At 67.6% G+C, this 22,819-nt stretch carries 21 protein-coding genes and 1 pseudogene; 14 read left to right on the plus strand and 8 right to left on the minus strand.

From position 1 onward, the window contains the following. Positions 1–11 precede the first annotated feature (11 nt). Positions 12–395 (minus strand): cupin domain-containing protein, encoded by a 384-nt coding sequence (locus BLV94_RS32430; protein ID WP_072937021.1) that lies wholly within the window; start codon positions 393–395, stop codon positions 12–14. Between the two features lie 318 nt (positions 396–713). Between BLV94_RS32430 and BLV94_RS32435 the strand changes: the two genes are divergently transcribed. From BLV94_RS32435 to BLV94_RS32460, 6 genes are all read left to right on the plus strand, one after another. Beyond that, positions 714–1,907, plus strand: a complete 1,194-nt coding sequence (locus BLV94_RS32435) for an NAD(P)/FAD-dependent oxidoreductase (protein ID WP_072937022.1) — start codon at positions 714–716, stop codon at positions 1,905–1,907. A 45-nt stretch (positions 1,908–1,952) separates the two neighbouring features. Beyond that, entirely contained in the window at positions 1,953–3,314 is a 1,362-nt protein-coding gene (glnT, locus tag BLV94_RS32440) for a type III glutamate--ammonia ligase (RefSeq protein WP_072937023.1), read from the plus strand. A 24-nt stretch (positions 3,315–3,338) separates the two neighbouring features. After that, positions 3,339–4,235, plus strand: a complete 897-nt coding sequence (locus tag BLV94_RS32445; protein WP_072937024.1) for a class II glutamine amidotransferase — start codon at positions 3,339–3,341, stop codon at positions 4,233–4,235. Beyond that, positions 4,223–4,921 (plus strand): GltB/FmdC/FwdC-like GXGXG domain-containing protein, encoded by a 699-nt coding sequence (locus BLV94_RS32450; protein ID WP_072937025.1) that lies wholly within the window; start codon positions 4,223–4,225, stop codon positions 4,919–4,921. The genes BLV94_RS32445 and BLV94_RS32450 overlap by 13 nt, the downstream gene beginning before the upstream one ends. Positions 4,922–4,931: 10 nt before the next feature. Further along, the gene (locus BLV94_RS32455; protein ID WP_072937026.1) at positions 4,932–6,248 is read left to right on the plus strand and encodes an FMN-binding glutamate synthase family protein; all 1,317 of its coding nucleotides are present in this window, start codon (positions 4,932–4,934) and stop codon (positions 6,246–6,248) included. A gap of 96 nt (positions 6,249–6,344) precedes the next feature. Then, positions 6,345–7,574: an allantoate amidohydrolase gene (locus tag BLV94_RS32460; RefSeq protein WP_072937027.1), complete on the plus strand. Its 1,230-nt coding sequence runs from the start codon at positions 6,345–6,347 to the stop codon at positions 7,572–7,574. A 205-nt stretch (positions 7,575–7,779) separates the two neighbouring features. Here the strand turns inward: BLV94_RS32460 and BLV94_RS32465 are convergent, their stop codons facing one another. Together BLV94_RS32465 and BLV94_RS32470 are read right to left on the minus strand one after the other, a co-directional pair. Beyond that, positions 7,780–8,634 (minus strand): mycofactocin-coupled SDR family oxidoreductase, encoded by an 855-nt coding sequence (locus BLV94_RS32465; RefSeq protein ID WP_072937028.1) that lies wholly within the window; start codon positions 8,632–8,634, stop codon positions 7,780–7,782. Between the two features lie 36 nt (positions 8,635–8,670). After that, on the minus strand, positions 8,671–9,498 hold the full coding sequence (locus tag BLV94_RS32470) for a mycofactocin-coupled SDR family oxidoreductase (protein ID WP_072937029.1): 828 nt from the start codon (positions 9,496–9,498) through the stop codon (positions 8,671–8,673). Between the two features lie 151 nt (positions 9,499–9,649). Here BLV94_RS32470 and BLV94_RS32475 point away from each other — a divergent pair, with 151 nt between their 5' ends. After that, positions 9,650–10,267: an acyl-CoA-like ligand-binding transcription factor gene (locus tag BLV94_RS32475; RefSeq protein ID WP_072937030.1), complete on the plus strand. Its 618-nt coding sequence runs from the start codon at positions 9,650–9,652 to the stop codon at positions 10,265–10,267. Positions 10,268–10,346: 79 nt separating this feature from the next. On the opposite strand, the gene BLV94_RS32480 is transcribed toward BLV94_RS32475, so the two are convergent. After that, positions 10,347–10,943, minus strand: coding sequence for a TetR/AcrR family transcriptional regulator (locus BLV94_RS32480; RefSeq protein WP_072937031.1), 597 nt, complete (start codon positions 10,941–10,943; stop codon positions 10,347–10,349). An 80-nt stretch (positions 10,944–11,023) separates the two neighbouring features. On the opposite strand from BLV94_RS32480, the gene BLV94_RS32485 reads away from it, so the two are divergent. After that, entirely contained in the window at positions 11,024–11,410 is a 387-nt protein-coding gene (locus BLV94_RS32485; RefSeq protein ID WP_072937032.1) for a DUF1304 domain-containing protein, read from the plus strand. 25 nt (positions 11,411–11,435) lie between these two features. Further along, the gene (locus tag BLV94_RS32490; RefSeq protein ID WP_072937033.1) at positions 11,436–12,440 is read left to right on the plus strand and encodes an NADP-dependent oxidoreductase; all 1,005 of its coding nucleotides are present in this window, start codon (positions 11,436–11,438) and stop codon (positions 12,438–12,440) included. 53 nt (positions 12,441–12,493) lie between these two features. On the opposite strand, the gene xylB is transcribed toward BLV94_RS32490, so the two are convergent. From xylB to BLV94_RS32510, 4 genes and pseudogenes are all read right to left on the minus strand, one after another. After that, positions 12,494–13,876 carry a xylulokinase gene (gene xylB / locus BLV94_RS32495; protein ID WP_072937034.1) on the minus strand — a complete coding sequence of 461 codons (1,383 nt, stop codon included), beginning with the start codon at positions 13,874–13,876 and terminating at the stop codon, positions 12,494–12,496. Beyond that, positions 13,873–14,795, minus strand: a pseudogene (locus BLV94_RS32500) (carbohydrate kinase family protein). The gene xylB and the pseudogene BLV94_RS32500 overlap by 4 nt, the downstream one beginning before the upstream one ends. Continuing rightward, positions 14,792–16,273 carry a mannitol dehydrogenase family protein gene (locus BLV94_RS32505; RefSeq protein WP_072937036.1) on the minus strand — a complete coding sequence of 494 codons (1,482 nt, stop codon included), beginning with the start codon at positions 16,271–16,273 and terminating at the stop codon, positions 14,792–14,794. The pseudogene BLV94_RS32500 and the gene BLV94_RS32505 overlap by 4 nt, the downstream one beginning before the upstream one ends. 10 nt (positions 16,274–16,283) lie before the next feature. After that, on the minus strand, positions 16,284–17,288 hold the full coding sequence (locus BLV94_RS32510; protein ID WP_072937037.1) for an NAD(P)-dependent alcohol dehydrogenase: 1,005 nt from the start codon (positions 17,286–17,288) through the stop codon (positions 16,284–16,286). 150 nt (positions 17,289–17,438) lie between these two features. Here BLV94_RS32510 and BLV94_RS32515 point away from each other — a divergent pair, with 150 nt between their 5' ends. Genes BLV94_RS32515 through BLV94_RS32535 form a run of 5 tightly spaced genes read left to right on the plus strand, consistent with a single transcriptional unit; the run spans position 17,439 to position 22,816 of the window. Further along, a complete protein-coding gene (locus BLV94_RS32515) occupies positions 17,439–18,461 on the plus strand; it encodes a sugar-binding transcriptional regulator (RefSeq protein ID WP_072937038.1) in 1,023 nt (340 codons plus the stop codon). Positions 18,462–18,513: 52 nt separating this feature from the next. Next, positions 18,514–19,839, plus strand: a complete 1,326-nt coding sequence (locus BLV94_RS32520) for an ABC transporter substrate-binding protein (protein ID WP_072937039.1) — start codon at positions 18,514–18,516, stop codon at positions 19,837–19,839. Beyond that, on the plus strand, positions 19,836–20,801 hold the full coding sequence (locus tag BLV94_RS32525; RefSeq protein WP_072937040.1) for a carbohydrate ABC transporter permease: 966 nt from the start codon (positions 19,836–19,838) through the stop codon (positions 20,799–20,801). Before BLV94_RS32520 ends, BLV94_RS32525 begins: the two co-directional genes overlap by 4 nt. Next, positions 20,801–21,679, plus strand: a complete 879-nt coding sequence (locus BLV94_RS32530) for a carbohydrate ABC transporter permease (protein ID WP_072937041.1) — start codon at positions 20,801–20,803, stop codon at positions 21,677–21,679. Before BLV94_RS32525 ends, BLV94_RS32530 begins: the two co-directional genes overlap by 1 nt. Before the next feature lie 51 nt (positions 21,680–21,730). Further along, entirely contained in the window at positions 21,731–22,816 is a 1,086-nt protein-coding gene (locus BLV94_RS32535) for an ABC transporter ATP-binding protein (protein WP_072937042.1), read from the plus strand. The last annotated feature ends 3 nt before the right edge of the window (positions 22,817–22,819 follow it).

Consider the following 22,819-nt stretch of genomic DNA (forward strand, 5'->3'; position numbering starts at 1 on the left):
GCCATCGCAGATCAGGGCGCGAAGGAACGGTGGCCGACGAAGTAGGCCAGCGCGCGGTCGGGGGTGGTGAAGCGGATGCGCGACCCCTTGGGGAAGAAGATCGCATCCTTCGCCTTCGCCACCTCGACCTGGCCGGTGTCGAGGTTCTCCAGGGTGAATTCGCCTTCGAGGACGACCTTCATCTCGTCGTACGCGTAGTAGTAGTCGAGCGGGGCGTCGGTGCGCTGAAGTTCGAAGTAGCCGGCCGACATCTCGGAGCCGTCCGGGTTGGCGAAGACGTCGTCGATGTATCCCTTGGTGCCCGGGTACTCCGCGACCGGCATCTGCGGCAGGTTCTCGTGGAATCCGGCGGTGACGCGGAACGGGACGGCGGTGGGCTTGTCGGTCGTGGTCATGGAGTCTCCTGTGAGAGGCGATGAGGGTGATGAAGAGCGAATCCCCTGCGTGAAACTCGGGGTAGCAACAGGAAACCACATCGCATATTTCCACGGCGTAAATCTCGTCGGCGGTCCGGAAAGTGTGCAGTTCAGGACCGCATTATCCTGCCGAAGCCTCAGTTAGGCGGGAGATTTTGGTGATTCGGCCACAACATTGCCGTAACGCGATGGACATAGTAGAACTGTTTCATAGTGAACAACAGCGATTCATGAGGTGAAACGAACCGCTACTCAAGCCACCAGAGCCCGACCGTCCGGCCGAATGAAGGAAGCAACGTGACAGAGACAGCAAAGTTCGTGATCGTCGGTGGAGGACTCGAGGGTCTCGCCATCGCGTGGTCGCTCGCGGACCGCGGCGAGACCGACGTCCTGGTCCTCGAGCGTGACACCTTGTGCTCGGGCATGACCGGCAAGTCGTCCGGTGTGGTCCGGTGCCACTACGGGACGCCGTCGCTGGCGGCGATGTCCTGGTACGGCGTCGACATCTTCACCCGGGCCACCGAGATCTTCGGCGACGACATGGCGTTCCGTCAGTGCGGGTACGTCGTCGGCGTCGGCGAGAACAACATCGACCCGCTCAAGGCGAACGTCGCGATGATGCAGGGCCTCGGCATCGACGTCGACTACATCGGCCACGACAAGATGGCCGAGCTGTGGCCGGGGCTGCACCTCGACGACTTCGCCGCCTTCGCCTACGAGCCGCTCGGCGGCCGCGGCGAGGCGTACATGGCCGGCATGGCGTTCGGCGCGTCCGCCCGCAAGCTGGGCGTCACGATCCGCCAGAGCACGCCGGTGGCGTCACTGCTGCAGAATGCCGACGGCCGCGTCTACGGCGTGACCCTGGGTAACGGCGACGAGGTGCACGCCGAGCACGTGATCCTCGCGACCGGCCCGTGGGCGCCCGAACTCGGTGCCGGAGTCGGCGTCGACATCCCGGTGAAAGCCCAACGCGCGCAACTCGTCCTGATCGACCAGGGAGTTCCGACGCCGGAGGTGCCGGTGCTGTCGGACCTCGCCGGACTGCAGTACATCTGCCGCGAACCCAACGGCGAACTTCTCGTCGGGAACAGCGACCACGCCGCGCCCGAGTACATCGACCCCGACAAGTACAGCAACCGCGCGGACGACAGCACCATCGAGAAGAACATCATGAAGCTCGGCAACCGGCTGCCGGACATGCCGGACCCGCGTATCACGTCCTCGTACGTCGGGGCGTACGACGTCACCCCCGACTACAATCCGATCATCGGGCCCGCGCCCGTCGACGGGCTGTTCCTGGCCACCGGGTTCTCCGGTCACGGTTTCAAGATCTCACCCGCGGTCGGGCGCCTGGTCGCCGACATGCTGCTCGACGACGGCAAGACCTCCCTCCCGAACGTCGAGCCGTCCGACTTCCGCTACTCGCGCTTCGAGGAGGGCGACCTCCTCTTCAGCCTGCACCCCTACGAGGGTGCCGGCGAGATGCGCTGACCCACAGACCACCTCACCCGTAGACCACCAGTTCAGGAGCTCCCCATGGCTGTCGACACTGCTGACGCGTTCACCGCGCAGAACATCGTGACATCCCCACCGCAGACCTTGTCCGAGGTGGCCCGGGCCACCGGAACCACCTTCATTCTCGCCCTGTTCGTCACCCTGTCCGGGAAGCCGTGCGCCAAACTCGTTCCGATCGAGGCCGTCGAGCAACTTCAGGACGACGGCGTGGGCTTCGCCGGCTACGCGGCCGGGCACATGGGGCAGGAACCCAAGGATTCCGATCTCGTTGCTGTGCCCGATGTCTCGTCGTTCACGCCGATCCCGTTCGTGAAGCCCGGACTCGCGATCGTGCACTGCGACCCCCACGTGGAGGGCACGCCGTGGCCGTATGCGCCGCGGGTGATCCTGAAGGAGACCCTGAAGAAGGCGGCCGAACTTGGCCTGTCGGTCAACGTCGGGGCGGAGATCGAGTACTTCCTCGTCAACCGCACCGGCGACGGTCCCCTCACCACCGCGGACACCGACGACGTCAGCCGTCAGCCGTGTTACGACGCCCGCGACGTCACCCGGATGTACGACCATCTCACCGAGGTGTCGCAGGCCATGAACACGCTCGGGTGGGGCAACTACGCCAACGACCACGAGGACGGCAACGGGCAGTTCGAGCAGAACTTCGACTACGCCGACGCGATGACCACCTCGGACCGGGTGATCACCGCCCGGTACCTGTTGTCGGTGATCGCCGAGAAGCGAGGCATGAAGGCCACATTCATGCCCAAACCGTTCTCCGACCGCACCGGGTCGGGCATGCACCTGCACCTGTCGCTGTGGAACGACGGCGGTTCGGTGTTCCCGGACGGTGACGACCCCAAGGGACTCGGACTGTCGAAGACCGCGTACGCGTTCATCGCCGGCATTCTGGAGCACGCGTGCGCTCTGCAGGGCGTGATCGCCCCGACCGTCAACTCCTACAAGCGAACCGGGGCCACCTCGACGAGCAGCGGCGCCACCTGGTCGCCGCGGTACGCCACGTACGGTGGCAACGACCGCACCCACTATCTGCGGGTGCCGGACAAGAACCGGGTGGAACTGCGCGGCGGCGACGGCTCCGCCAACCCCTACCTCGCGGCCGCCACCGCGATCGCTGCCGGCCTGGACGGCATCGCCCGCGACCTCGACCCCGGCACCCCCGGATCCGGCGACAGCCCCAGCGACATGCTGCCGATGACGCTGCTGCACGCCATGGACGCACTGGAATCGGATCCGATCGTGACGGGCGCCCTCGACGTCGCGGGCCCCGGCGTCGCCGAGTACTTCGCGAAACTCAAGCGCGAGGAGTTCTTCGCCTGGCACAACACCGTTTCCCCCTGGGAACTCGACCACTACCTGACAGCGTTCTGACAGACCTCCCGAAAGGAGACATCCATGTGTGGAATCGTCGGACTTCACCTGCGTGAGCCGTCCCTCTACCCACAACTCGGCGCCCTGCTCACCGACATGCTCGCGCAGATGTGCGACCGCGGCCCCGATTCCGCCGGCATGGCCATCTACGGCGACCGGACCTGGTCGCCGGAAGGGGAGTCGACGGTCTCCCTGCTCGACTGCCCCATCCCCGCAGCGGATCTCGCCGCGACGCTGTCGTCCACCCTCGACACGACGATCACCGGACTCGACCTGGACCCGACCACGATCCTGCACGGGGTCGTCGGCGCGGAGGATCTCGCCGCGGCTGTGCGCAGCGTCGTCCCCACGGCACGGGTCATCGGCTTCGGCAACGATCTCACCGTCCTCAAGGGCGTCGGGAACCCCGTCGATCTGGCGAACCGGTTCGGGCTGCCCGCCGCCACCGGCTGGCAGGGCGTCGCCCATACCCGGATGGCCACCGAATCCGCCGTCACCGCCGAGGGTTCGCACCCGTTCTCCGTCGGCCCCGACGAGTGCCTGGTGCACAACGGGTCCTTCTCGAACCACATGAGCATCAAGCACCAGCTCGAGCGCGACGGTGTCGTGTTCGACAGCGCCAACGACACCGAGGTCGGGGCGCGGTTCGTCGCCAAGCAACTCGCCGAGGGCGTCGATCTGGAGAAGGCGCTCCTGATGCTGAACGAGACGTTCGACGGCTTCTACACCCTCCTCGTCTCGACCGTCGACTCGTTCGCCGTGGTCCGCGACGCCATCTCCTGCAAGCCCGCCGTCATCGCCGAGACCGACCAGTGGGTCGCGATGGCCTCCGAATACCGCGCCCTGGCGAACCTGCCCGGCGTCGAGAACGCCCGAATCTTCGAGCCCGAACCGGAAGAGGTGTACGTATGGCACCGGTAGCCACCACCGAAGCAACTGTCCTGGACCTCGCGTCGTCGAGCACCCGGGCCGTCAACGAGCGGCTCACCTCGCCCGAGGCGCCGAGGACGGTCACCGTCACCGGCCCCCAGGGTGCGCACGCTCTCGCCTGCGGCCTCGACTCGGACATCGACGTCACGATCGAGGGCCACGTCGGCTACTACTGCGCCGGCATGAACCAGCAGGCCACCGTGACCGTGACCGGCAACGCCGGCGTCGGGGTCGCCGAGAACATGATGTCGGGGACGGTGCACGTCAAGGGCGACGCGTCGCAGTCCGCCGGCGCCACCGCCCACGGTGGGCTGCTCGTGATCGACGGCAATGCCGCCGCCCGCTGCGGCATCTCGATGAAGGGCGTCGACATCGTCGTCGGCGGCAACATCGGGCACATGTCCGCGTTCATGGGTCAGGCCGGACGTCTCGTCGTCCTCGGCGACGCCGGCGAGGCCCTCGGCGACTCGCTGTACGAGGCCCGGATCTATGTGCGCGGCACCGTCGCCTCCCTCGGCGCCGACTGCATCAAGAAGGAGATGCGCGAAGAGCACCTGACGGAACTGCGGGATCTGCTGGATCAGGCCGGTTTCGACGCCGACCCGTCCGAGTTCACCCGCTACGGCTCCGCCCGCAAGCTCTACAACTTCCACGTCGACAACGCCAGCGCGTACTAGGAGACCCGTCATGAACACCCCGAACCCGGCCCTGCGCGAATCGGCGACCTTCGACCGCGGCGTCATCTCCGAGATCCAGCGGGCCGCCGAGACCGGCATCTACGACATCCGCGGCTGGGGCGCCAAGCGCAGGCTGCCCCACTTCGACGACCTCCTGTTCCTCGGGGCGTCGATGTCGCGGTACCCGCTCGAGGGGTACCGCGAAAAGTGCGACACGGACGTCGTGCTGGGTGACCGCAACGCGAAGTTCCCGCTGCACCTCGACATCCCGATCACCATCGCCGGCATGAGCTTCGGTGCGCTGTCCGGGCAGGCGAAGGAAGCCCTCGGCCGCGGCGCCAGTGAGGTCGGCACGTCCACCACCACCGGTGACGGCGGCATGACCCCGGAGGAGCGGGGACAGTCGAAGAACCTCGTCTACCAGTACCTGCCGTCGCGGTACGGGATGAACCCTGACGACCTGCGCAAGGCGGACGCCATCGAGATCGTCCTCGGTCAGGGCGCCAAGCCGGGTGGCGGCGGAATGCTGCTGGGGCAGAAGATCACCGAACGCGTCGCCGGGATGCGCACCCTCCCCATGGGTGTCGACCAGCGGTCGGCATGCAGGCACCCCGACTGGACCGGTCCCGACGACCTCGCCATCAAGATCATCGAACTGCGCGAGATCACCAACTGGGAGAAGCCGATCTACATCAAGGTCGGTGCCACCCGCACCTACTACGACGTGAAGCTTGCCGTGAAGGCCGGCGCCGACGTCGTCGTGGTCGACGGCATGCAGGGCGGCACCGCCGCCACCCAGGACGTGTTCATCGAGCACGTCGGCATCCCCACCCTCGCCGCGATCCCGCAGGCCGTCCAGGCGCTGCAGGAACTCGGGGTGCACCGCAAGGTCCAGCTCATCGTGTCGGGCGGCATCCGCAGCGGCGCGGACGTCGCGAAGGCCATGGCCCTCGGTGCGGACGCCGTCGCGATCGGCACCGCCGCCCTGATCGCGTTGGGAGACAACAGTCCCCGCTACGCGAAGCAGTACGAGGAACTCGGCTCCGCCGCCGGGTTCTACGACGACTTCCAGGCCGGGAAGGACCCCGCCGGGATCACCACCCAGGACCCGGAACTGTCGAAGAACCTCGACCCCGTCGAGGGCGGACGGCGGCTCGCCAACTACCTGCGGGTCCTCACCATGGAAGCGCAGACCCTGGCCCGCGCCTGCGGCAAGTCGCACCTGCGCAACCTCGAACCGGAGGACCTCGTCGCCCTCACCGTCGAGGCGTCCGCCATGGCCCGCGTGCCCCTCGCCGGAACCACCTGGATTCCGGGAGCCCTGTAGGCGGCTCCGCCACCCGTGCGCCTTTTTGGTAGCTGGAACAACCAGAAAGGCGCACGGGCGCGAAGCGCCTATTCCTACGAGTAGAGGACCCAATACATGACTTCGTTCGATTCGCTGTGGGCGACCATTCTCGATGTCGGTCAGCACAAGTCGACGCGCGGGTACCGCCGCTTCGCGTGGAACGACTCCGACATGACGCTGCGCGAATGGTTCGGCGACTGCGCCCGGCAGCGGGGGATGAGCGTCGAGGAAGACCGCAACGGCAACCTGTGGGCCTGGTGGATGCCGGAGGGATGGGACGGCGATCCACGCGACAGTTTCGTCACCGGATCGCACCTCGACTCCGTGCCTGACGGCGGCGCCTACGACGGACCCCTCGGGGTCGTGTCGGCGTTCGCGGCGATCGACCTGGTGCGAGAACGGGGCATCGTTCCGACGCGTCCGGTGGCGGTCACGGCGTTCTCCGACGAGGAGGGTGCGCGATTCGGTGTCGCCTGCGTCGGCTCGCAACTGTCCACCGGGGCGGTGACACCCGCCCGTGCACTGGCTCTGCGAGACAACGACGGCATCAGCCTCGGCGAGGCACTGATCTCCGCCGGCCGCGACCCACACCAACTCGGCGAGGACCCCGACCTCGTCGACCGCGTCGGCGTGTACGTGGAACTGCACGTCGAGCAGGGGCGCGCTCTGGACCTGATCGACAGCCCCATCGCCGTGGCCTCGTCGATCTGGCCGCACGGCCGGTGGCAGTTCGTGTTCTCCGGGGAGGCCAACCACGCAGGCGCCACCCGGCTCGTCGACCGCCGCGACCCGATGCTCGCGTTCGCGTCCTCGGTCCACACCGCACGGTCCGCCGCGGCGCTGCACGAGGCGGTCGCCACGTTCGGCAAGGTGCGGGTACTTCCCAACGGTGCCAATGCCATTCCGTCGGAGGTGCGGGCGTGGCTCGACGCCCGGGCCGCCGACGAGGAGACGCTGACGAAACTGGTGCAGCAGATCACCGCCGAGGCGCAGGCCTACGCGGCCGCCGACGGCATCGGTCTCGAGGTCGACGCCGAATCGGTGACACCGATCGTCGACTTCCCGCACGACATCCGGGAGCGACTGCGCCGGTCCCTCGCTCACCTAGGCGACATCCCCGTCCTCCCGACCGCGGCCGGCCACGACGCGGGGATCCTGTCGGCGAAGGTACCCACCGCGATGATGTTCGTCCGCAACCCGACCGGTGTGTCCCACTCGCCCGACGAGTTCGCCGAAGCCGACGACTGCAACCGTGGCGCGGAGGCGCTGGCGGACGTGATGGCCGACTGGGTGACCGCCACCTGACCCCCATGTGAGTGGCAAAGCGTGCCGGGGCACTCTTTGCCACTCACGTGCGGCGCGCCCCTCGGGTCAGGACGTGCCGCACGTGCAGCACCAGTAGGCGATTCGGAACGCTATCCGACCACGGCGGCCGGGCTGCGCCGCGGCACCCTTCCTTTGTCGGCGGTGAGCGTGGCGGGGTTTGCCACCTCTCGCATCATCCTGCTCGCTATCTGACAGGTGCGGGATTCGAGCCGGTCAGCAGCAGGTGGCCGGCGTCGACGGGGATGGTCACGCCTGTCACCGACGCGGCGAGGTCGGAGTTCAGGTAGAGCGCAGTATCCGCGATGACCTGCGGCGGCATGAACGTCGTGCCCTTGAGGGCGTGGAAGTGATAGCCGCCCTCGATCATGTCGGCCTCGGTCCCGCCCTCGTGGCCGGCGAACATGTCCCAGGCGCCCTGGTGGTCGGTCATCGGTGTCTTGATCGCTCCCGGGTTGATCGAGTTGCACCGGATCCCGTACGGCGCCAGCTCGAGCGCAATGTTCTTCATCAATCCGATCACGCCGTGCTTGGCCGTGACGTAGTGCGCGTAGTTCATGCCCGGCTCCAGTCCGTTGACCGAGGACGTGATGACGATGGACCCGCTTCGGCGCTCGATCATGTGTGGTGCCACGGCCTTCGCGGACTTCCACACGCCGGTCAGGTTGACGCCCATCATCTCTTCCCAGTCGTCTTCGCTGAGCTCCCAGAACGGTGCCTGTGTCCAGATACCCGCATTGGCGATCAGGATGTCGATCTTTCCGAACGTCGAGATGGTCTGGGTGACTGCGTCGTCGAGTGAAGCCTGCGACCGCACGTCAACCTCGAACGACAGCGCCCGGCGCCCGAGGGTCTCGACCTGCGCAACCGTCTCGGCGAGGTCGGATCCGTCCGCCATCTTGTACGGCACGGTGCCCATCTGGGCGGCGATGTCGATGACCACGACGTCCGCGCCCTCGCGCGCCGAGGTTACAGCGTGCGCGCGCCCCTGGCCGCGTGCTCCACCGGTGATGAATGCGACCTTCCCGTCCAGCATTCCCATGATTACCTCCTGATTGATGGAACGATTTCGCTGCTGTCAGAGTTGTCCGCCGGCGTCGACGGTGTGCGTGGTGCCGGTGATGTACCGGCCGGCGTCACCGACCAGGTACAGCACCGCATTCGAAATGTCGATCGACTCCAGTGCGGGGACGGGAAGCGCGTTGAGCGTGAGCGCAGCTTCCTCGAAGTCGGCACGCGTGGGGTGTCCGAGATCCGGTCGGAAGAGCTGGTAGGTGGGCTCGTTGAGGATCATGTCCGTCGCCACCGTGGTGGGATGAATGGTGTTGACCCGGATGCTCTGCGGGGCGAGTTCCTGCGCGAGCACGCGCATGAACCCGATCAGGCCCGCCTTGGCGGCCGAGTAGTGCGCGGTGTTCGCGTTGGCTTTGAGGGCCGCGAGGGAACTGGTGATCACTACCGAGCCACCGCGTCCTCCGGCGATGATGTGGGGTACCGCGGCAACACAGGTCTTCCAGACGCCGGTGAGATTGACGTCGATCATCGTCGACCACGTCTGTTCGGACATTTCCAGCGTGGGCGCGGGTACCGAGATTCCGGCGTTGGCGAGCACGATGTCGAGTCGGCCGAGTTGAGCGACCCCGTCGTCGACGGCGGAAGTGAGCGCGGCGAGGTCCCGGACGTCGACTTCGGCGGTCACGATCCGGCGGCCGAGGGCCTTGACCTGGCGCGCGGTCTCGGCGAGATCGTCCGGGGTGGCCGTCGCATACGGCACGGTCTCCACCGGGCGGCAGACGTCCACCGCGATGATGTCCGCGCCTTCCCGGGCGAGGAGCAATGCGTGACTGCGGCCCTGGCCGCGTGCGGCGCCTGTGATGAATGCGACCTGATTCTCGAGTTGTCCCATGACAGTTGACCTTCCGGCACATGCGGCGCCGATTCGAGCGGCATCGCGTCGTATCGAGCAGGTTATGTCATGCGGTGACAAAACATCGCGAATTGGGTGATTCGGTTGGGAAGTCGTCCGCCGGGCACTCGGCCTTTGAGATCATCGACGCGTGACCAGGATCGGCGACCGAACCCCCGCACCCTCCGACCGCGGTGGGCGTCCCGCGGCGACCAGTGCGCACGAGCTGGCAGCGGTGGCGCAGCGGCTGTTCCTCACCCATGGGTTCGAGCAGACGAGCGTCGACGACATCGCCGCGGAGGTCGGCATCAGCCGCCGCACCTTCTTCCGCTACTTCCCGTCCAAGGCCGATGTCCTCTGGGTCGAGTCGGACGCCGAACTGGCCAGGCTGTGCGAACAACTCTCGGCCGGTCTGCCGGCCGAGCCGTACCGGACGGTCGTCGCACGCGCGGTGATCGGGGCCCTGCACGTTCCCGAAGACCAGCACGAGTGGGCGCGGCACCGGGCTCAGTTGGTGCTCAGCGTCCCGGCGGTGCAGGTGCACGCCGCGGCCCGGCACGCCGCGTGGCGTGCTGCGGCCACCGAGTTCGCCAGCGTCCGATCGGGGGAGCCGGCGACCGCACTGTTCCCGACAGCGGTCGGGTACGCGGTGGTGGCGGCTGTTCACACCGCGCACGAGTTCTGGCTTACCAACCCGGGCGTTGACCTCGACGAGGCCCTCGCCCGGTCGCTCGATCTCCTGCTGCCACCGGAGCCCGCCACCCGGTGAGGTCGCCGCGCTCGACGACACGGCGCGCCACCGTGACCCCCATGTGAGTGGCAAAGCGTGTTCGGGCACTCTTTTCCACTCACGTACGGGAGGGGCGCCATTCCTCCAGCTGTTCGACGGCGGTGTTCGCGACCGCGACGGCCTCGTCGCGGTCGACCCGCGACAGCAGGAGGGCGCTGACGGACAGGGACGTCAGGAGCCGGGCTCGGTGCTGCAGGGTGGCGGCCGGGGCGTCGGGGTCGTGGGCGCGGAGTGCGTGGGTGAGCGCCCCGGACAGTTCACGCTGGTAGCTCTCGACGACGGACCGTTGCGTGTCGTCGTGCGCGGCGAAACCGGCGGCACTGTTGAGCAGCAGGCAGCCGCGGCCGGGGGTTTCGTCGGGGAGGGAGGCGAGGGCGCCGGCGAGGCTGCGGTAGTAGCGCGAGGCGGCGTCGGGGCGGGTGGGCTCGTCGGTCAGGATGCGGAGCCGGGGGCGCACCACCCGGTCCAAGTAGTCGTGCACTGCGGCGTCGTAGAGTCCGCGTTTGCTGGTGAAGGCGTTGTAGAGGCTCGACCGATTCAAACCGGTGACGCGCTCGAGGTCGGGTATCGACGTGGCTTCGAAGCCCTTGTCCCAGAACAGGTCGCGGGCGCGGCCGACCACCTCGGCCGTGTCGAAGTCCTGCGTGCGCGGCATGACGATCCTCACTCGTGGTTGTGAAACGACCATTTCAGTATATATTGAAATGGTCAGTTCAGAACGAGGAGGGGTTTCGTATGGTCGCCGCGGGTCTTGTTCTTGCCGCACTCGCCAGTGCGCTACACGTATACATCTTCGTGCTCGAGTCCGTCCTCTGGACGGCGCCGCGCACCCGCGCGACGTTCGGGACCAGCGCCGAAGAGGCCGCCGCCACCCGGGAGCTTGCCTTCAACCAGGGCTTCTACAACCTCTTCCTCGCGATCGTGACGGCAGTCGGCATCGTCGCCGTGATCATCGGCGCCACCGCCGTCGGATCGGCCCTCATCTTCGCCGGCGCGGGCTCCATGCTGCTCGCGGCGCTCGTACTCCTGCTGTCGTCGCCCGGCAAGGCTCGCGCGGCGATCACCCAGGGGACGCTGCCGCTGCTCGCCGTCGTCCTCCTCGCGCTCGGACTGGCGCTGTGACCTCAGAAGTATCGAAAGGAACACCATGCCGTCGAGCACCCAGATTCAACTGATCAACCGGCCGGTGGGCTGGCCCACCCAGGACGACTTCCGCACCGCCTCCGTCGAGTTGCCCGCACTCGGGCCCGAGCAGGTGCGCGTGCATAACGAGTTCGTCTCGGTCGACCCCTACATGCGCGGCCGGATGAACGATGTGAAGTCGTACATCCCGCCGTTCGTGCTGGGCGAGACGATGACCGGCGGGGCCGTCGGTCGCGTCGTCGAATCCACCGCCGCCACCCATCCGGTCGGCTCGGTGGTCGTCCACGACCTCGGGTGGCGCGACGTCGCGCAGGGTGACGCCTCGGCGTTCCGCATGGTCGAAGAGATTCCGGGAGTGCCGATCTCGGCCTACCTCGGGATTCTCGGACTGACCGGGCTCACCGCCTACGTCGGCCTCGTGCACATCGCCCACCTGAAGGCCGGCGACGCCGTGTTCATCTCCGGAGCCGCGGGAGCGGTCGGGACCGCCGCCGGACAGATCGCGCGACTCGAGGGCGCGTCCCGGGTCATCGGATCCGCCGGGTCCGCGGAGAAGGTCGCGCTGCTGACCGACCGGTACGGATACGACGCCGCCTTCGACTACAAGCAGGCGCCGGTGCGCGAGCAGCTTCGCGGACTCGCGGGCGACGGCATCGACGTCTACTTCGACAATGTCGGCGGCGATCACCTCGAGGCCGCCCTCGACGTCATGCGCCCCGGCGGGCGGGCCGCACTGTGCGGCGCGATCGCGGCGTACAACGCCACCGAGCGCACGCCCGGCCCCGACAACATGGTGAACATCATCAGCCGCGGTCTCACCCTCGAGGGCTTCACCCTCGGCAACTACACCCACGTGTTCCCCGAGTTCGCCGCCAAGATGGGACCGTGGCTCGCGTCCGGCGACGTGGTGCACGACGAGACCGTCGTCGACGGCATCGAGAACTCGGTCGACGCGTTCTTGCAGCTCATGCGCGGCGCGAACGTCGGGAAGATGCTGGTGAAGGTGTAGCCACCCGTGCGCGGCTCAGGAGTCCAGAGACTCGTTAACCGCGCACAGGCGCGTCAGCGCCTCACGGAGGAGTACCGCTCGCGGACGTCGGGTGCCGGGTCCGCCTCGAAGCGCCGGGTGGACGTCTGGCTCCACTGCGGCGGCTCCGGGGTCCCGGCCAGGGTCCAGGCCGCTTGACGGCACGCGCCGATCGCGACGTATTCCGCCGGCTGCGGCACGAGGACCGGCGCCCCGAAGATGGCGGGCGCGAGTTCACACAGTGCCTGTGAGCGGGCACCGCCGCCGATCAAGAGGATCCGACGCACGGTGACGCCCTGGGCGATCAGGTGGTCGATGCCTTCCGCCAGACCGCACAGCAGCCCCTCGACGGCCGCGCGAGCGAGGTGGGCGGGCGTCGAATTCGCCAGCCGCAGACCGTGAACGGAGCCGGCGGCGTCGGGACGGTTGGGGGTGCGTTCGCCCTCGAAGTACGGCACCATCACCAGGCCGCCGCTGCCGGACGGCGCCGACAGCGCCAGCCGCGACAGCTCGTCGTGATCGACCCCCAGTAGCGAGGCGGTCGCGTCGAGGACCCGGGCGGCGTTCAGCGTGCACACGAGCGGCAGCTGGCGTCCGGTGGCGTCGGCGAAGCCGGCGACGAAACCGCCCGGATCGTTCGCCGGTGTCACGGACACCGCGGACACGACGCCCGACGTTCCCACGGAGACGACGACGTCGCCCTCCTGGGCGTCGAGGGCGAGTGCTGCGGCGGCGTTGTCCCCGGTGCCCGGTCCGACGGCGGCACCCCAGCGGGTCTCACCGATCCGCTCGGCGGGCCCGGCGACACGCGGCACGGCGGCCGTCCGCCCCCGCAGCGCCAGCGACAGCAGGTCGGTCCGGTAGGAATCCGTTGCGGCGGAGAAGTATCCGGTGCCGCTGGCGTCGCCGCGGTCGGTGGCCAGGGTGCCGAGGTCGGATCGGCCGGTGAGCTGCCAGGCGAGCCAGTCGTGGGGCAGGCACACCGCGGACGTCCGGTCGGCGTTCGCCGGTTCGGAATCGGCGAGCCAGCGCAGTTTGCTGACGGTGATCGCGGCGAGGGGCACCACACCCACCGCATCCGCCCACGCGTCCGGACCGCCGAGGTCCTCCACCAGTTGCGTGGCGGCGCCGGCGGAGCGAGTGTCGTTCCACAGCAACGCCGGACGCACGACCGCGCCCGCGTCGTCGAGACAGACCATGCCGTGCTGTTGCGCTCCGACCGACACCGCCGCGACGTCGTCGAGTCCGCCGGCGGCGGCGACGGCGTCGTCGAGGGCCGAAGCCCACTCGCGCGGATCGACCTCGGTGCCGTCCGGGTGCGAGGCCTTGCCCTCGCGGACGAGTGCGCCGGTGTCGGCGTCGCAGACCATCACCTTGCACGACTGGGTGGACGAGTCGATGCCCGCGACGAGTGTCATTGCCGCACACCCGCCGCGCGGTCCAGTGTCTCGCGGGTAGGGAGGTCCGCCCCGGCGCGCGCGACCGTGAGGCCAGACATCAGTACGGCGTTGTCGAGCACGTTCCGCAGTTCGTCCGGTTCGATCGCGTGGAGGGCGGCGCGGCTCTCCGCGCCGAGGAAGCCGTGCGACCAGAATCCGTCGAGGAGTCCGGCCATGAACGCGTCGCCCGCTCCGACGGTGTCGACCACCTCGACGTGGCGGGCCGCGACCTCGACGAGTCCGGCCGCGCAGACCGCGAAGGCGCCCTCGGCGCCCTTCGTCACCGCGACCATCGCCGGACCGCGCGACAGCCACGCGCGGGCGATGTCGACGGGGTCCCGATCGGGGTCGTACCAGCGGAGGTCCTCGTCGCTGACCTTGACGATGTCGGAGATCGACACGAGGTGCTCGATTCGCTCCCGGGCGCGCGTTTTGTCGGTGATCAACACCGGTCGCACGTTGGGGTCGTAGCTGATCGTCGCGGCGGCGCGCCGGCGTTCGAGCATGTTTGCCACCACATCGCAGCCGGGTTCCATCACGGCGGCAATGGAACCGGTGTGGACGAGCGACGGGGCGGATGCCCCGCTGGGGGAGGGGAGGTCCCACTCGATGTCGAACTCGTAGGTGGCGGATCCGGCAGTGTCGAGGGTGGCGTGGGCCGTCGCGGTTCGCTGCGCGGTGACGCTGCCGGGCGCGACGCTCACCCCGACTGCTCGAGGTGCCGGATGATCGACCGGCCCCGTGTGTCGTCGCCGATCCGGGTGACGAATTCGACCGGACGACCGAGCCTGCCGAGGCCGACCGCGACGTTGAGCGGGCTACCGCCGACGTATTCGGTGGTGGCGCCGTCGCTCGCCGTGACGATGTCGATGAGGGCTTCACCGATGACCAGACTCATGACTGCACCTTCTCACGCAGAGCCTCGAGTGTCTTCCGTGCGCCGACGCCGTGCAGTGAGTCCAGCGCCCAGAGGTAGGCGGTGACGAAGCGCGGGTTGTCGGCCAGATCGCCGAAGACGGATCGGTTCTCGATGAAGGCCGTGGGGTTCTCGTGCTGGCTGCGCGCGATCGGGACGAGGGAGTCCTTCAACTGGTCGACGACGTCGATGGGTTGTCCGTCCTCGTCGACTCCTTCGGCGTAGCGGGCCCAGCTCGCCACGATCGCGGCCGACAGTCGAATGTGCCGGTCGGCCACCAGGTTCTCGCGGATCACCGGCAGCAGCCACTTCGGGATGCGGTCGGACGATTCGGCACACAGGCGAGCGACGGTGTCGCGGATCTCGGGATTGGAGAAGCGTTCGATGAGCGTGCGCTTGTAGTCGTCGAGGTCGACGCCGGGGACCGGCGCCAGGGTGGGTGTGGCCTCGTCGTCCATGTATGCGAGCAGGAAGTCGGCGAACAGCGGATCCTGTGCGACGTCGTGCACCAGTCGGTACCCGGCCAGGTATCCGAAATAGCAGAGGCCCTGGTGGCTGGCGTTGAGCAGGCGCAGTTTCATCAGTTCGTACGGTTCGACGTCGTCGACCACCTGTACACCGACGTCCTCGAATGCCGGGCGTCCGAGCGGGAACGCGTCCTCGAGCACCCATGACGTGAACGGCTCGGCTGCGACGGGCCACCGGTCGTCGACGCCGAAGCGCGACGACAGCGCCTCCGTCACCTCGGGGGTGGTGACGGGTGTGATGCGGTCGACCATGGAGTTGGGGAACGACGTCTCGGCGCGCATCCACTCGGCGAGGTCCGGGTCCTTCAACTCCGCGTACGCCAGGAACATCCGGCGCGCCACGTCGCCGTTGCCCTGAATGTTGTCGCAGGACATGATGGTCGGTGACGGCAACCCGCGCGCGCGGCGCCGGGACAGGGCCTCGACGACGAGTCCGAACGTGGTCCGCGGGACGGCCCCGTCGGTGAGATCGTGCACGACGTCGGGGTTCTCGGCGTCGAACTCGCCCGTGTCGTGGGTGAAGTTGTAGCCGCCCTCCGTGATCGTCAGCGAGACGATCCGGGTGGTCTCCGCGGCGATCTTCTCGATGACCGCCTCGGGGTCGTCGAGGGCGAGAAGATAGTCGACGATGGACCCGATGACGCTCACGTCCCAGGTGCCGTCCGGGTGTCGCAGCGCCAGCGTGTACAGGCCGTCCTGGGCGTCGAGGGCGTCCTTCATGCGCCGGTCACCGGGCAGCACCCCGACTCCGCAGATGCCCCAGTCGCGCGCCTGACCGCGCCGCAACAGGCGGTCGACGTACATCGCCTGGTGTGCCCGGTGGAATCCGCCGACACCGAAATGCACTATGCCCACGGTGATGTCGCCTCGGTCGTAGTTCGGCACCTGCACGGTGTCGTCGAACTGCTGCAGTGCCTGCGCGCTCAGTTGCATCGGTCTCTCCTCATTCCTGGACGCGTACGACGGCCTTGAGGCTGCCCGGCGTCCGGTCTGCGTTCAGTGCTTGTTCCGCCTCGGCGAGCGGGAATCTTCCGGTGACCATCGAATCGAGGTCGACGCGCCCGGACCGCGCCAGCGCGATCGCCGTCGGCCAGGTGTTGGCGTAACGAAACACCCCGGTCAGAAACAACTCTCGGTTCTGGATGGTCTGGACGGGCAGCGTCATCTCGGGGGCGCCCATGCCCACCAGGACAACGGTTCCCGCAGGCCGGACCGCCTGGATGCCGGCCAGTACCGCGCTCGGGGCGCCCGACGCGTCGACGAACGAGTCCACGTGAAGTCCCGCGACGTCCTGCTCGCGCGGGTCGAGCACTGCGGTGGCACCGAATTTCGCTGCGACGTCGCGCCGCCGGGGGTCGAGGTCGGAGACGACCACCTCGGTGGCACCGAACGCGAGGACCGTCTGCACCAGTGCGATTCCGATCGGCCCCGCACCTGCGATCAGAACCCGCGAACCCGCCGTCACGCCGGCCTTGCGGGTGGTGGCGATGGCCACCGACAACGGCTCGCACAGTGCGGCCGCGTCCTCGGACATCTCGTCGGGAATCGGATGCGCGAACGCCGAGCCGATGGTCACGTACTCGGCCAGCGCCCCGTCGATCGGCGGGGTGGCATAGAACTGCATGTGCGGGCACAGGTTGTAGAGACCGCGCCGGGATTCGTCGGTGTCCGGGTCGGGGCGCTGCGGTTCGATGGAGACTCGCTGCCCGATGCGCTCCGCCGAGACGCCGGCCCCGACACCCACCACGGTGCCCGACGCCTCGTGTCCCAGCACGATCGGCTGATCGACCACGAACTCGCCGATGCGGCCCTCGCGGTAGTAGTGGGCGTCCGATCCGCAGACGCCGACCGAGGCCACGCGGATCAGGACGTCACCGGGGCCTGGAGTGGGCACGGACCGTTCCCGGATTTCGATCGCGCCCGGCTCGACGAGCACGCTGGCACGCATCGTCCTGGGGATATCCGATGGGAGTGTTGTGTGGGTCACACTTCGATGCTAGCGTATTGAGCAGATGAACGCATAGTGATCATTTGCTCACGGCTTCTCGAGGCTCCGAAGACACACTCGACGGGCTCGGGATCATGGCGAGGAGAACCAGTGACGTCCCCCAACTCGACGGCCCCGACGCCGTCTCCCATCGCGGCACCACCGCCGTCCACGACGGAGGATCTGCGCCTCGCGTTGCGCGCCGCAACGTTGTACTACCTCGACGGAATGACCCAGGCCGAGGTCGCCACGCGACTCGGTGTCTCCCGCCCGACCGCGGGCCGGCTGGTGGCGCGAGCCCGTGCCCAGGGCCTGGTGCGCATCGAGGTGCAGGCACCCGCGCATCTGCGGGATGCACTGCGCTCGGACGAGGAGCGCGCGCTCGAGGAGAAGTACGGCCTCGTCGAGGCGGTGGTGGTCGCCGACTCCGTCGACGCCGCCGGTGCGATCGACGACCACAACAGCTTCGCCGGTGTCGGGCGCGCCGCCGCATCCCTCCTCGTCCGCCGGATCCGGGAAGGCGACACCCTCGGATTCACTTGGGGGCCCGAAACGGTCGCCGTCGCGCAGGGGCTGCCGTCCGGTGCGGCCACGTGCGCATCCGTCGTCCAGCTCGACGGCTCGGTGAGTGCGATCAACTATCAGACCGGAACGGAGTACGTCCTGGGTAGATGCGCAGAGCAGCTGCAGGCCAACACCGTTCGGCTTCCCGTTCCCCTGTACGCGGACGCATCGACCGTGGTATCCATGCGGGGCGACTCCGTCATCTCCAAGGCGCTCGAGGCGGGCCGGACTGCGGAGATGATGATGTTCGGCACGGGCGCCGTCTCCACGTCGACAACGTTGTTCGAGGGCAGCTTCATCGACACGGACATGCTGTCCGTGCTCACCGGCCTCGGCGCGGTCGGTGAAGTCGGTGGACGCTTCTACCGGCTCGACGGAACCGAGGTCTCCGGACCACTGGACGAACGGGCCATGTCCGTTCCTCTCGACGACATCCGCGCGTGCGAGGGATCGATCCTCGTCACCGGTGGCGTCGCCAAACACCAAGCGGCACTGGGTGCCCTCCACGGCGGACTGGCCAAGATGCTGGTTTGCGACATCGAATGCGCGCGTTGGCTGCTCGATCAGTAGCACCACGCAAGAGAGGTGAAGATCGGTGAAGAAACACAGGAAACCGGCGACGATGCTGGTAGCGGGGGCAGGAGCACTCTGCCTCACGCTCAGCGGATGCGCGGGCGCCGGATCGCTGGGCGCATCGGACCAGACCATCACCATCGCGATGGTCTCCAACTCGCAGATGCAAGATGCGCAGAAGCTCGCCTCGCAGTTCGAGGAAGAAAACCCCGACATCGACCTGAAGTTCGTCACGCTGTCGGAGAACCAGGCGCGCGCGAAGATCACGGCATCCACCGCAACCGGTGGCGGCGAGTTCGACGTCGTGATGATCAGCAACTACGAGACCCCGCAGTGGGCGCAGTACGGCTGGCTGAAGAACCTGTCGGAGTACGCCCAGGCGACGGAGGGCTACGACGAGGCCGACTTCATCCCCACCCTGCGCGAGTCGCTGTCCTACGACGGGAGCATGTACTCGGTGCCGTTCTACGGCGAGTCCTCGTTCCTGATGTACCGCAAGGACTTGTTCGAGCAGGCCGGAATCACCCTGTCGGAGAAGCCGACCTGGACCGAGGTGGCCGCGGCGGCGAAGCAACTCGACTCCGAGGACATGGCCGGCATCTGCCTGCGCGGCAAGCCCGGCTGGGGTGAACTGCTCGCACCCCTCGACACCGTCATCAACACGTTCGGTGGCCGCTGGTTCGACGAGGACTGGAACGCTCAGCTGACCAGCCCCGAGGTGGAACGCGCGGTCCAGTTCTACGTCGACCTGGTGCGCGAGTACGGCGAGCCCGGCGCCGCGACGAGCGGTTTCGGCGAGTGCGCCACGCAGCTCGCTCAGGGTCAGGTGGCGATGTGGTACGACTCGACGTCCGCCGTCTCCACGCTCGAGGATCCGTCCTCGAGCGCCGTCGTCGGCAAGATCGGGTATGCACCCGCGCCCATCGAGGTGAAGGACAACTCCGGCTGGCTGTACAGCTGGGCGCTCGGAATCCCCGAGAGCAGCGAGAACCCCGATGCGGCCTGGAAGTTCATTTCGTGGATGACCGACAAGCAATACATACGCACGGTCGGTGAGGATCTCGGCTGGGAGCGGGTGCCTCCGGGCAGCAGACTCTCGACCTACGAGATTCCCGAGTACAAGGAGGCCTCGGCGGCGTACGGACCGCTGACGCTCGAGGCGATCGAGAACGCGACCCCGGAAGCTCCCACCGTGCAACCGGTTCCGTACACGGGCGTGCAGTTCCTGGCGATCCCCGAGTTCCAGGATCTCGGAACCCGCGTCAGCCAGCAGATCAGCGCGGCGATCGCCGGCCAGCAGACCGTGCCCGAGGCACTCGCCCAGGCACAGCAGTACGCCGAGGTCGTCGGCGCGACCTATCGGGAGGAAAGATGACCACCATCGCCGAGAAACCCACCGCGGACGGCACCGCCGACCGGGTGCGGGAACTGCGGGAGGCCAAGGACGACAGCGTCTCCCGGGCCGAGGGCTGGCGTCGCCGGGGGCCATTGCTGCCCGCCCTGATCTTCATGATCGTGGTGACGCAGATTCCGTTCCTGTTCACGCTGTACTACTCGACGCAGTCCTGGAACCTGGTGCGGCCCGGTTCCCGCGAGTTCGTCGGGCTGCAGAACTACGTGGACGTGTTCAAGGACAGCCAGTTCCGTGAGGTCGCGGTCAACACCGTGATCCTGATCGTCGGGACCGTGCTGATCTCGGTGGTGCTGGGTCTGCTCCTCGCGCTGCTGCTGGACCGAGCGTTCCTGGGCCGTGGCATCGTGCGTACTCTGCTCATCACGCCGTTCCTGGTGACACCCGTCGCCGGCGCGCTGCTGTGGAAGACGACGATGTTCGACCCGGTGTTCGGCATCGTCAACTTCGTGCTCTCCCCGTTCGGGGTGGGGCAGGTCGACTGGGTCAGCAAGTTCCCGCTGGCCTCGGTGATGGTCAGCCTGGTGTGGCAGTGGACGCCGTTCATGATGCTGCTGATCCTGGCCGGACTGCAGTCGATGCCGCGCGACATCCTCGAGGCGGCCCGGGTGGACGGCGCCAAGCCGTTCGCGATGTTCCGCGAACTGACGCTCCCGCATCTGCGCCGGTTCATCGAACTCGGTGCCGTCCTGGGTGCGATCTACCTGATCAACACGTTCGACGCCATCTACATGATGACCCAGGGTGGCCCCGGCACCGCCAGTGCCAACCTGCCCTTCTACATCTATCAGCGCGCATTCCTCGGTTTCGACATCGGGCAGGCCGCCGCGATGGGCGTCATCGTGGTGATCGCGACCATCGTCGTCGCGACCCTGGCGTTGCGCCTGATTTTCAAGAGCTTTACCGGTAACGAGGAGGCAGCGTAATGAGTACCGACACTGCGGCGGCGCCGGTGGAGTCCACTTCCACCGCTCCGGAGACCAAGCGGGCGCGCAAGCACCGCAAGTTCAGCCCGTGGAGTGTGGTGGCGTGGATCGTGGCGCTCGGCTTCTTCTTCCCGGTGGCGTGGATGGTGCTCACCGCGTTCAAGCAGGAGGGCGACGCCTACACGACCCCGCCGAAACTGTTCTTCACCCCCACCCTGGACCAGTTCAAGGCGGTCCTCGACAGCGGCATCGGCACCGCACTGCTGAATTCGGCGTTCGCGACCGCCATATCGACGATCCTCGTGCTGGTGCTCGGGGTGCCGGCGGCGTTCGCGCTGTCGCTGCGGCCGGTCCGCAAGACGAAGGACGCCCTGTTCTTCTTCATCAGCACGAAGATGCTCCCGATCGTCGCCGCGATCATCCCGCTGTACGTGATCGTCAACGACATCGGACTGCTCGACAACATCTGGGCGCTGATCATCCTGTACACGGCGATGAACGTACCCATCGCGGTGTGGATGATGCGTTCGTTCTTCCTCGAGGTTCCGGGCGAACTGCTCGAGGCCGCCAGCATGGACGGCGCGAGCCTGTGGACGTCCGTGCGTGAGGTGATCCTCCCGCTCGTGTCCCCCGGTATCGCGGCGACCGCGCTGATCTGCGTGATCTTCTCGTGGAACGAATTCTTCTTCGCCGTCAACCTCACTGCCGTTCAGGCGCAGACCATTCCGGTGTTCCTCGTCGGATTCATCACCGGTGAGGGCCTGTACTGGGCCCGGCTGTCGGCGGCGGCGACGCTGGCGGCGCTCCCGGTCATCCTGGCTGGTTGGGTCGCGCAGAACAAACTGGTTCGCGGCCTGTCCTTCGGCGCGATCAAATGATCACCCCGGCAACCACTTCCCCCACCGTTCGTACCCACCTGAGGAGCAATCATGGCTGACATCGCGTACAAGGGCGCCTCCTGCCTCTACGAGAACGCCGACACGCTGGCGGTCGATTCGCTCGACCTCGACATCGAAGACGGCGAGTTCATCGTCCTCGTCGGCCCGTCGGGTTCCGGCAAGAGCACGGCGTTGCGGATGCTCGCCGGCCTCGAGGACATCGACGAGGGCACCATCGAGATCGGCGGCAAGGACATGGTGGGGGTGCCGTCGAAGGATCGCGACATCGCGATGGTGTTCCAGAACTACGCCCTCTACCCCAACAAGACGGTGGGCGAGAACATGGGATTCGCGCTGAAGATGCGCGGGGTCGGTGTGGAGGAACGGAAGAAGAAGGTGGCCGATGCCGCCAAATTGCTCGACCTCACCGACTATCTCGACCGTAAACCCGGCAAGCTGTCCGGAGGTCAGCGTCAGCGGGTGGCGATGGGCCGCGCGATCGTGCGTGAGCCGCAGGTGTTCTGCATGGACGAGCCGCTGTCGAACCTCGACGCCAAGCTGCGCGTCCAGACCCGCACCCAGATCGCGGCGCTGCAGCGCCGGCTCGGCACCACCACCGTGTACGTCACCCACGACCAGGTCGAGGCCATGACCATGGGTGACCGGGTAGCCGTCCTCAAGAACGGCAAGCTGCAACAGTTCTCGGCTCCCACCGAGCTGTACGATCGCCCGAAGAACGCCTTCGTCGCCGGTTTCATCGGTTCGCCTGCAATGAATCTGATGACCATGCCCATCGTCAGCGACGGCGTGCGCCTCGGGAACTCGACGCTCCCGCTCGAACGCGAGCAGCTGTCGACGCTGCACGCGGCCGGCCTGGAGACCGTGACGGTCGGCGTGCGGCCCGAGCAGCTCGAACTGTCGACCGGGGAGGGCGGCATCGAGGTGATCGTCGACCTCGTCGAGGAGCTCGGGAGCGAATCGTACGTCCACACCCACATCGCCGGGGACGGCACCCAACTCGTCGCCCGGTCGTTGACCCGCACCCCCGCCCGGCTCGCCGACACCGTCTCACTGCGCAAGCGAGACGGAGCGGTGCACCTGTTCCACCCGGAGACGGGGGATCGGATCGGGGACTGACGT

This window comes from Rhodococcus koreensis (genome assembly GCF_900105905.1).
In the GTDB taxonomy this organism is placed as follows: domain Bacteria; phylum Actinomycetota; class Actinomycetes; order Mycobacteriales; family Mycobacteriaceae; genus Rhodococcus_F; species Rhodococcus_F koreensis.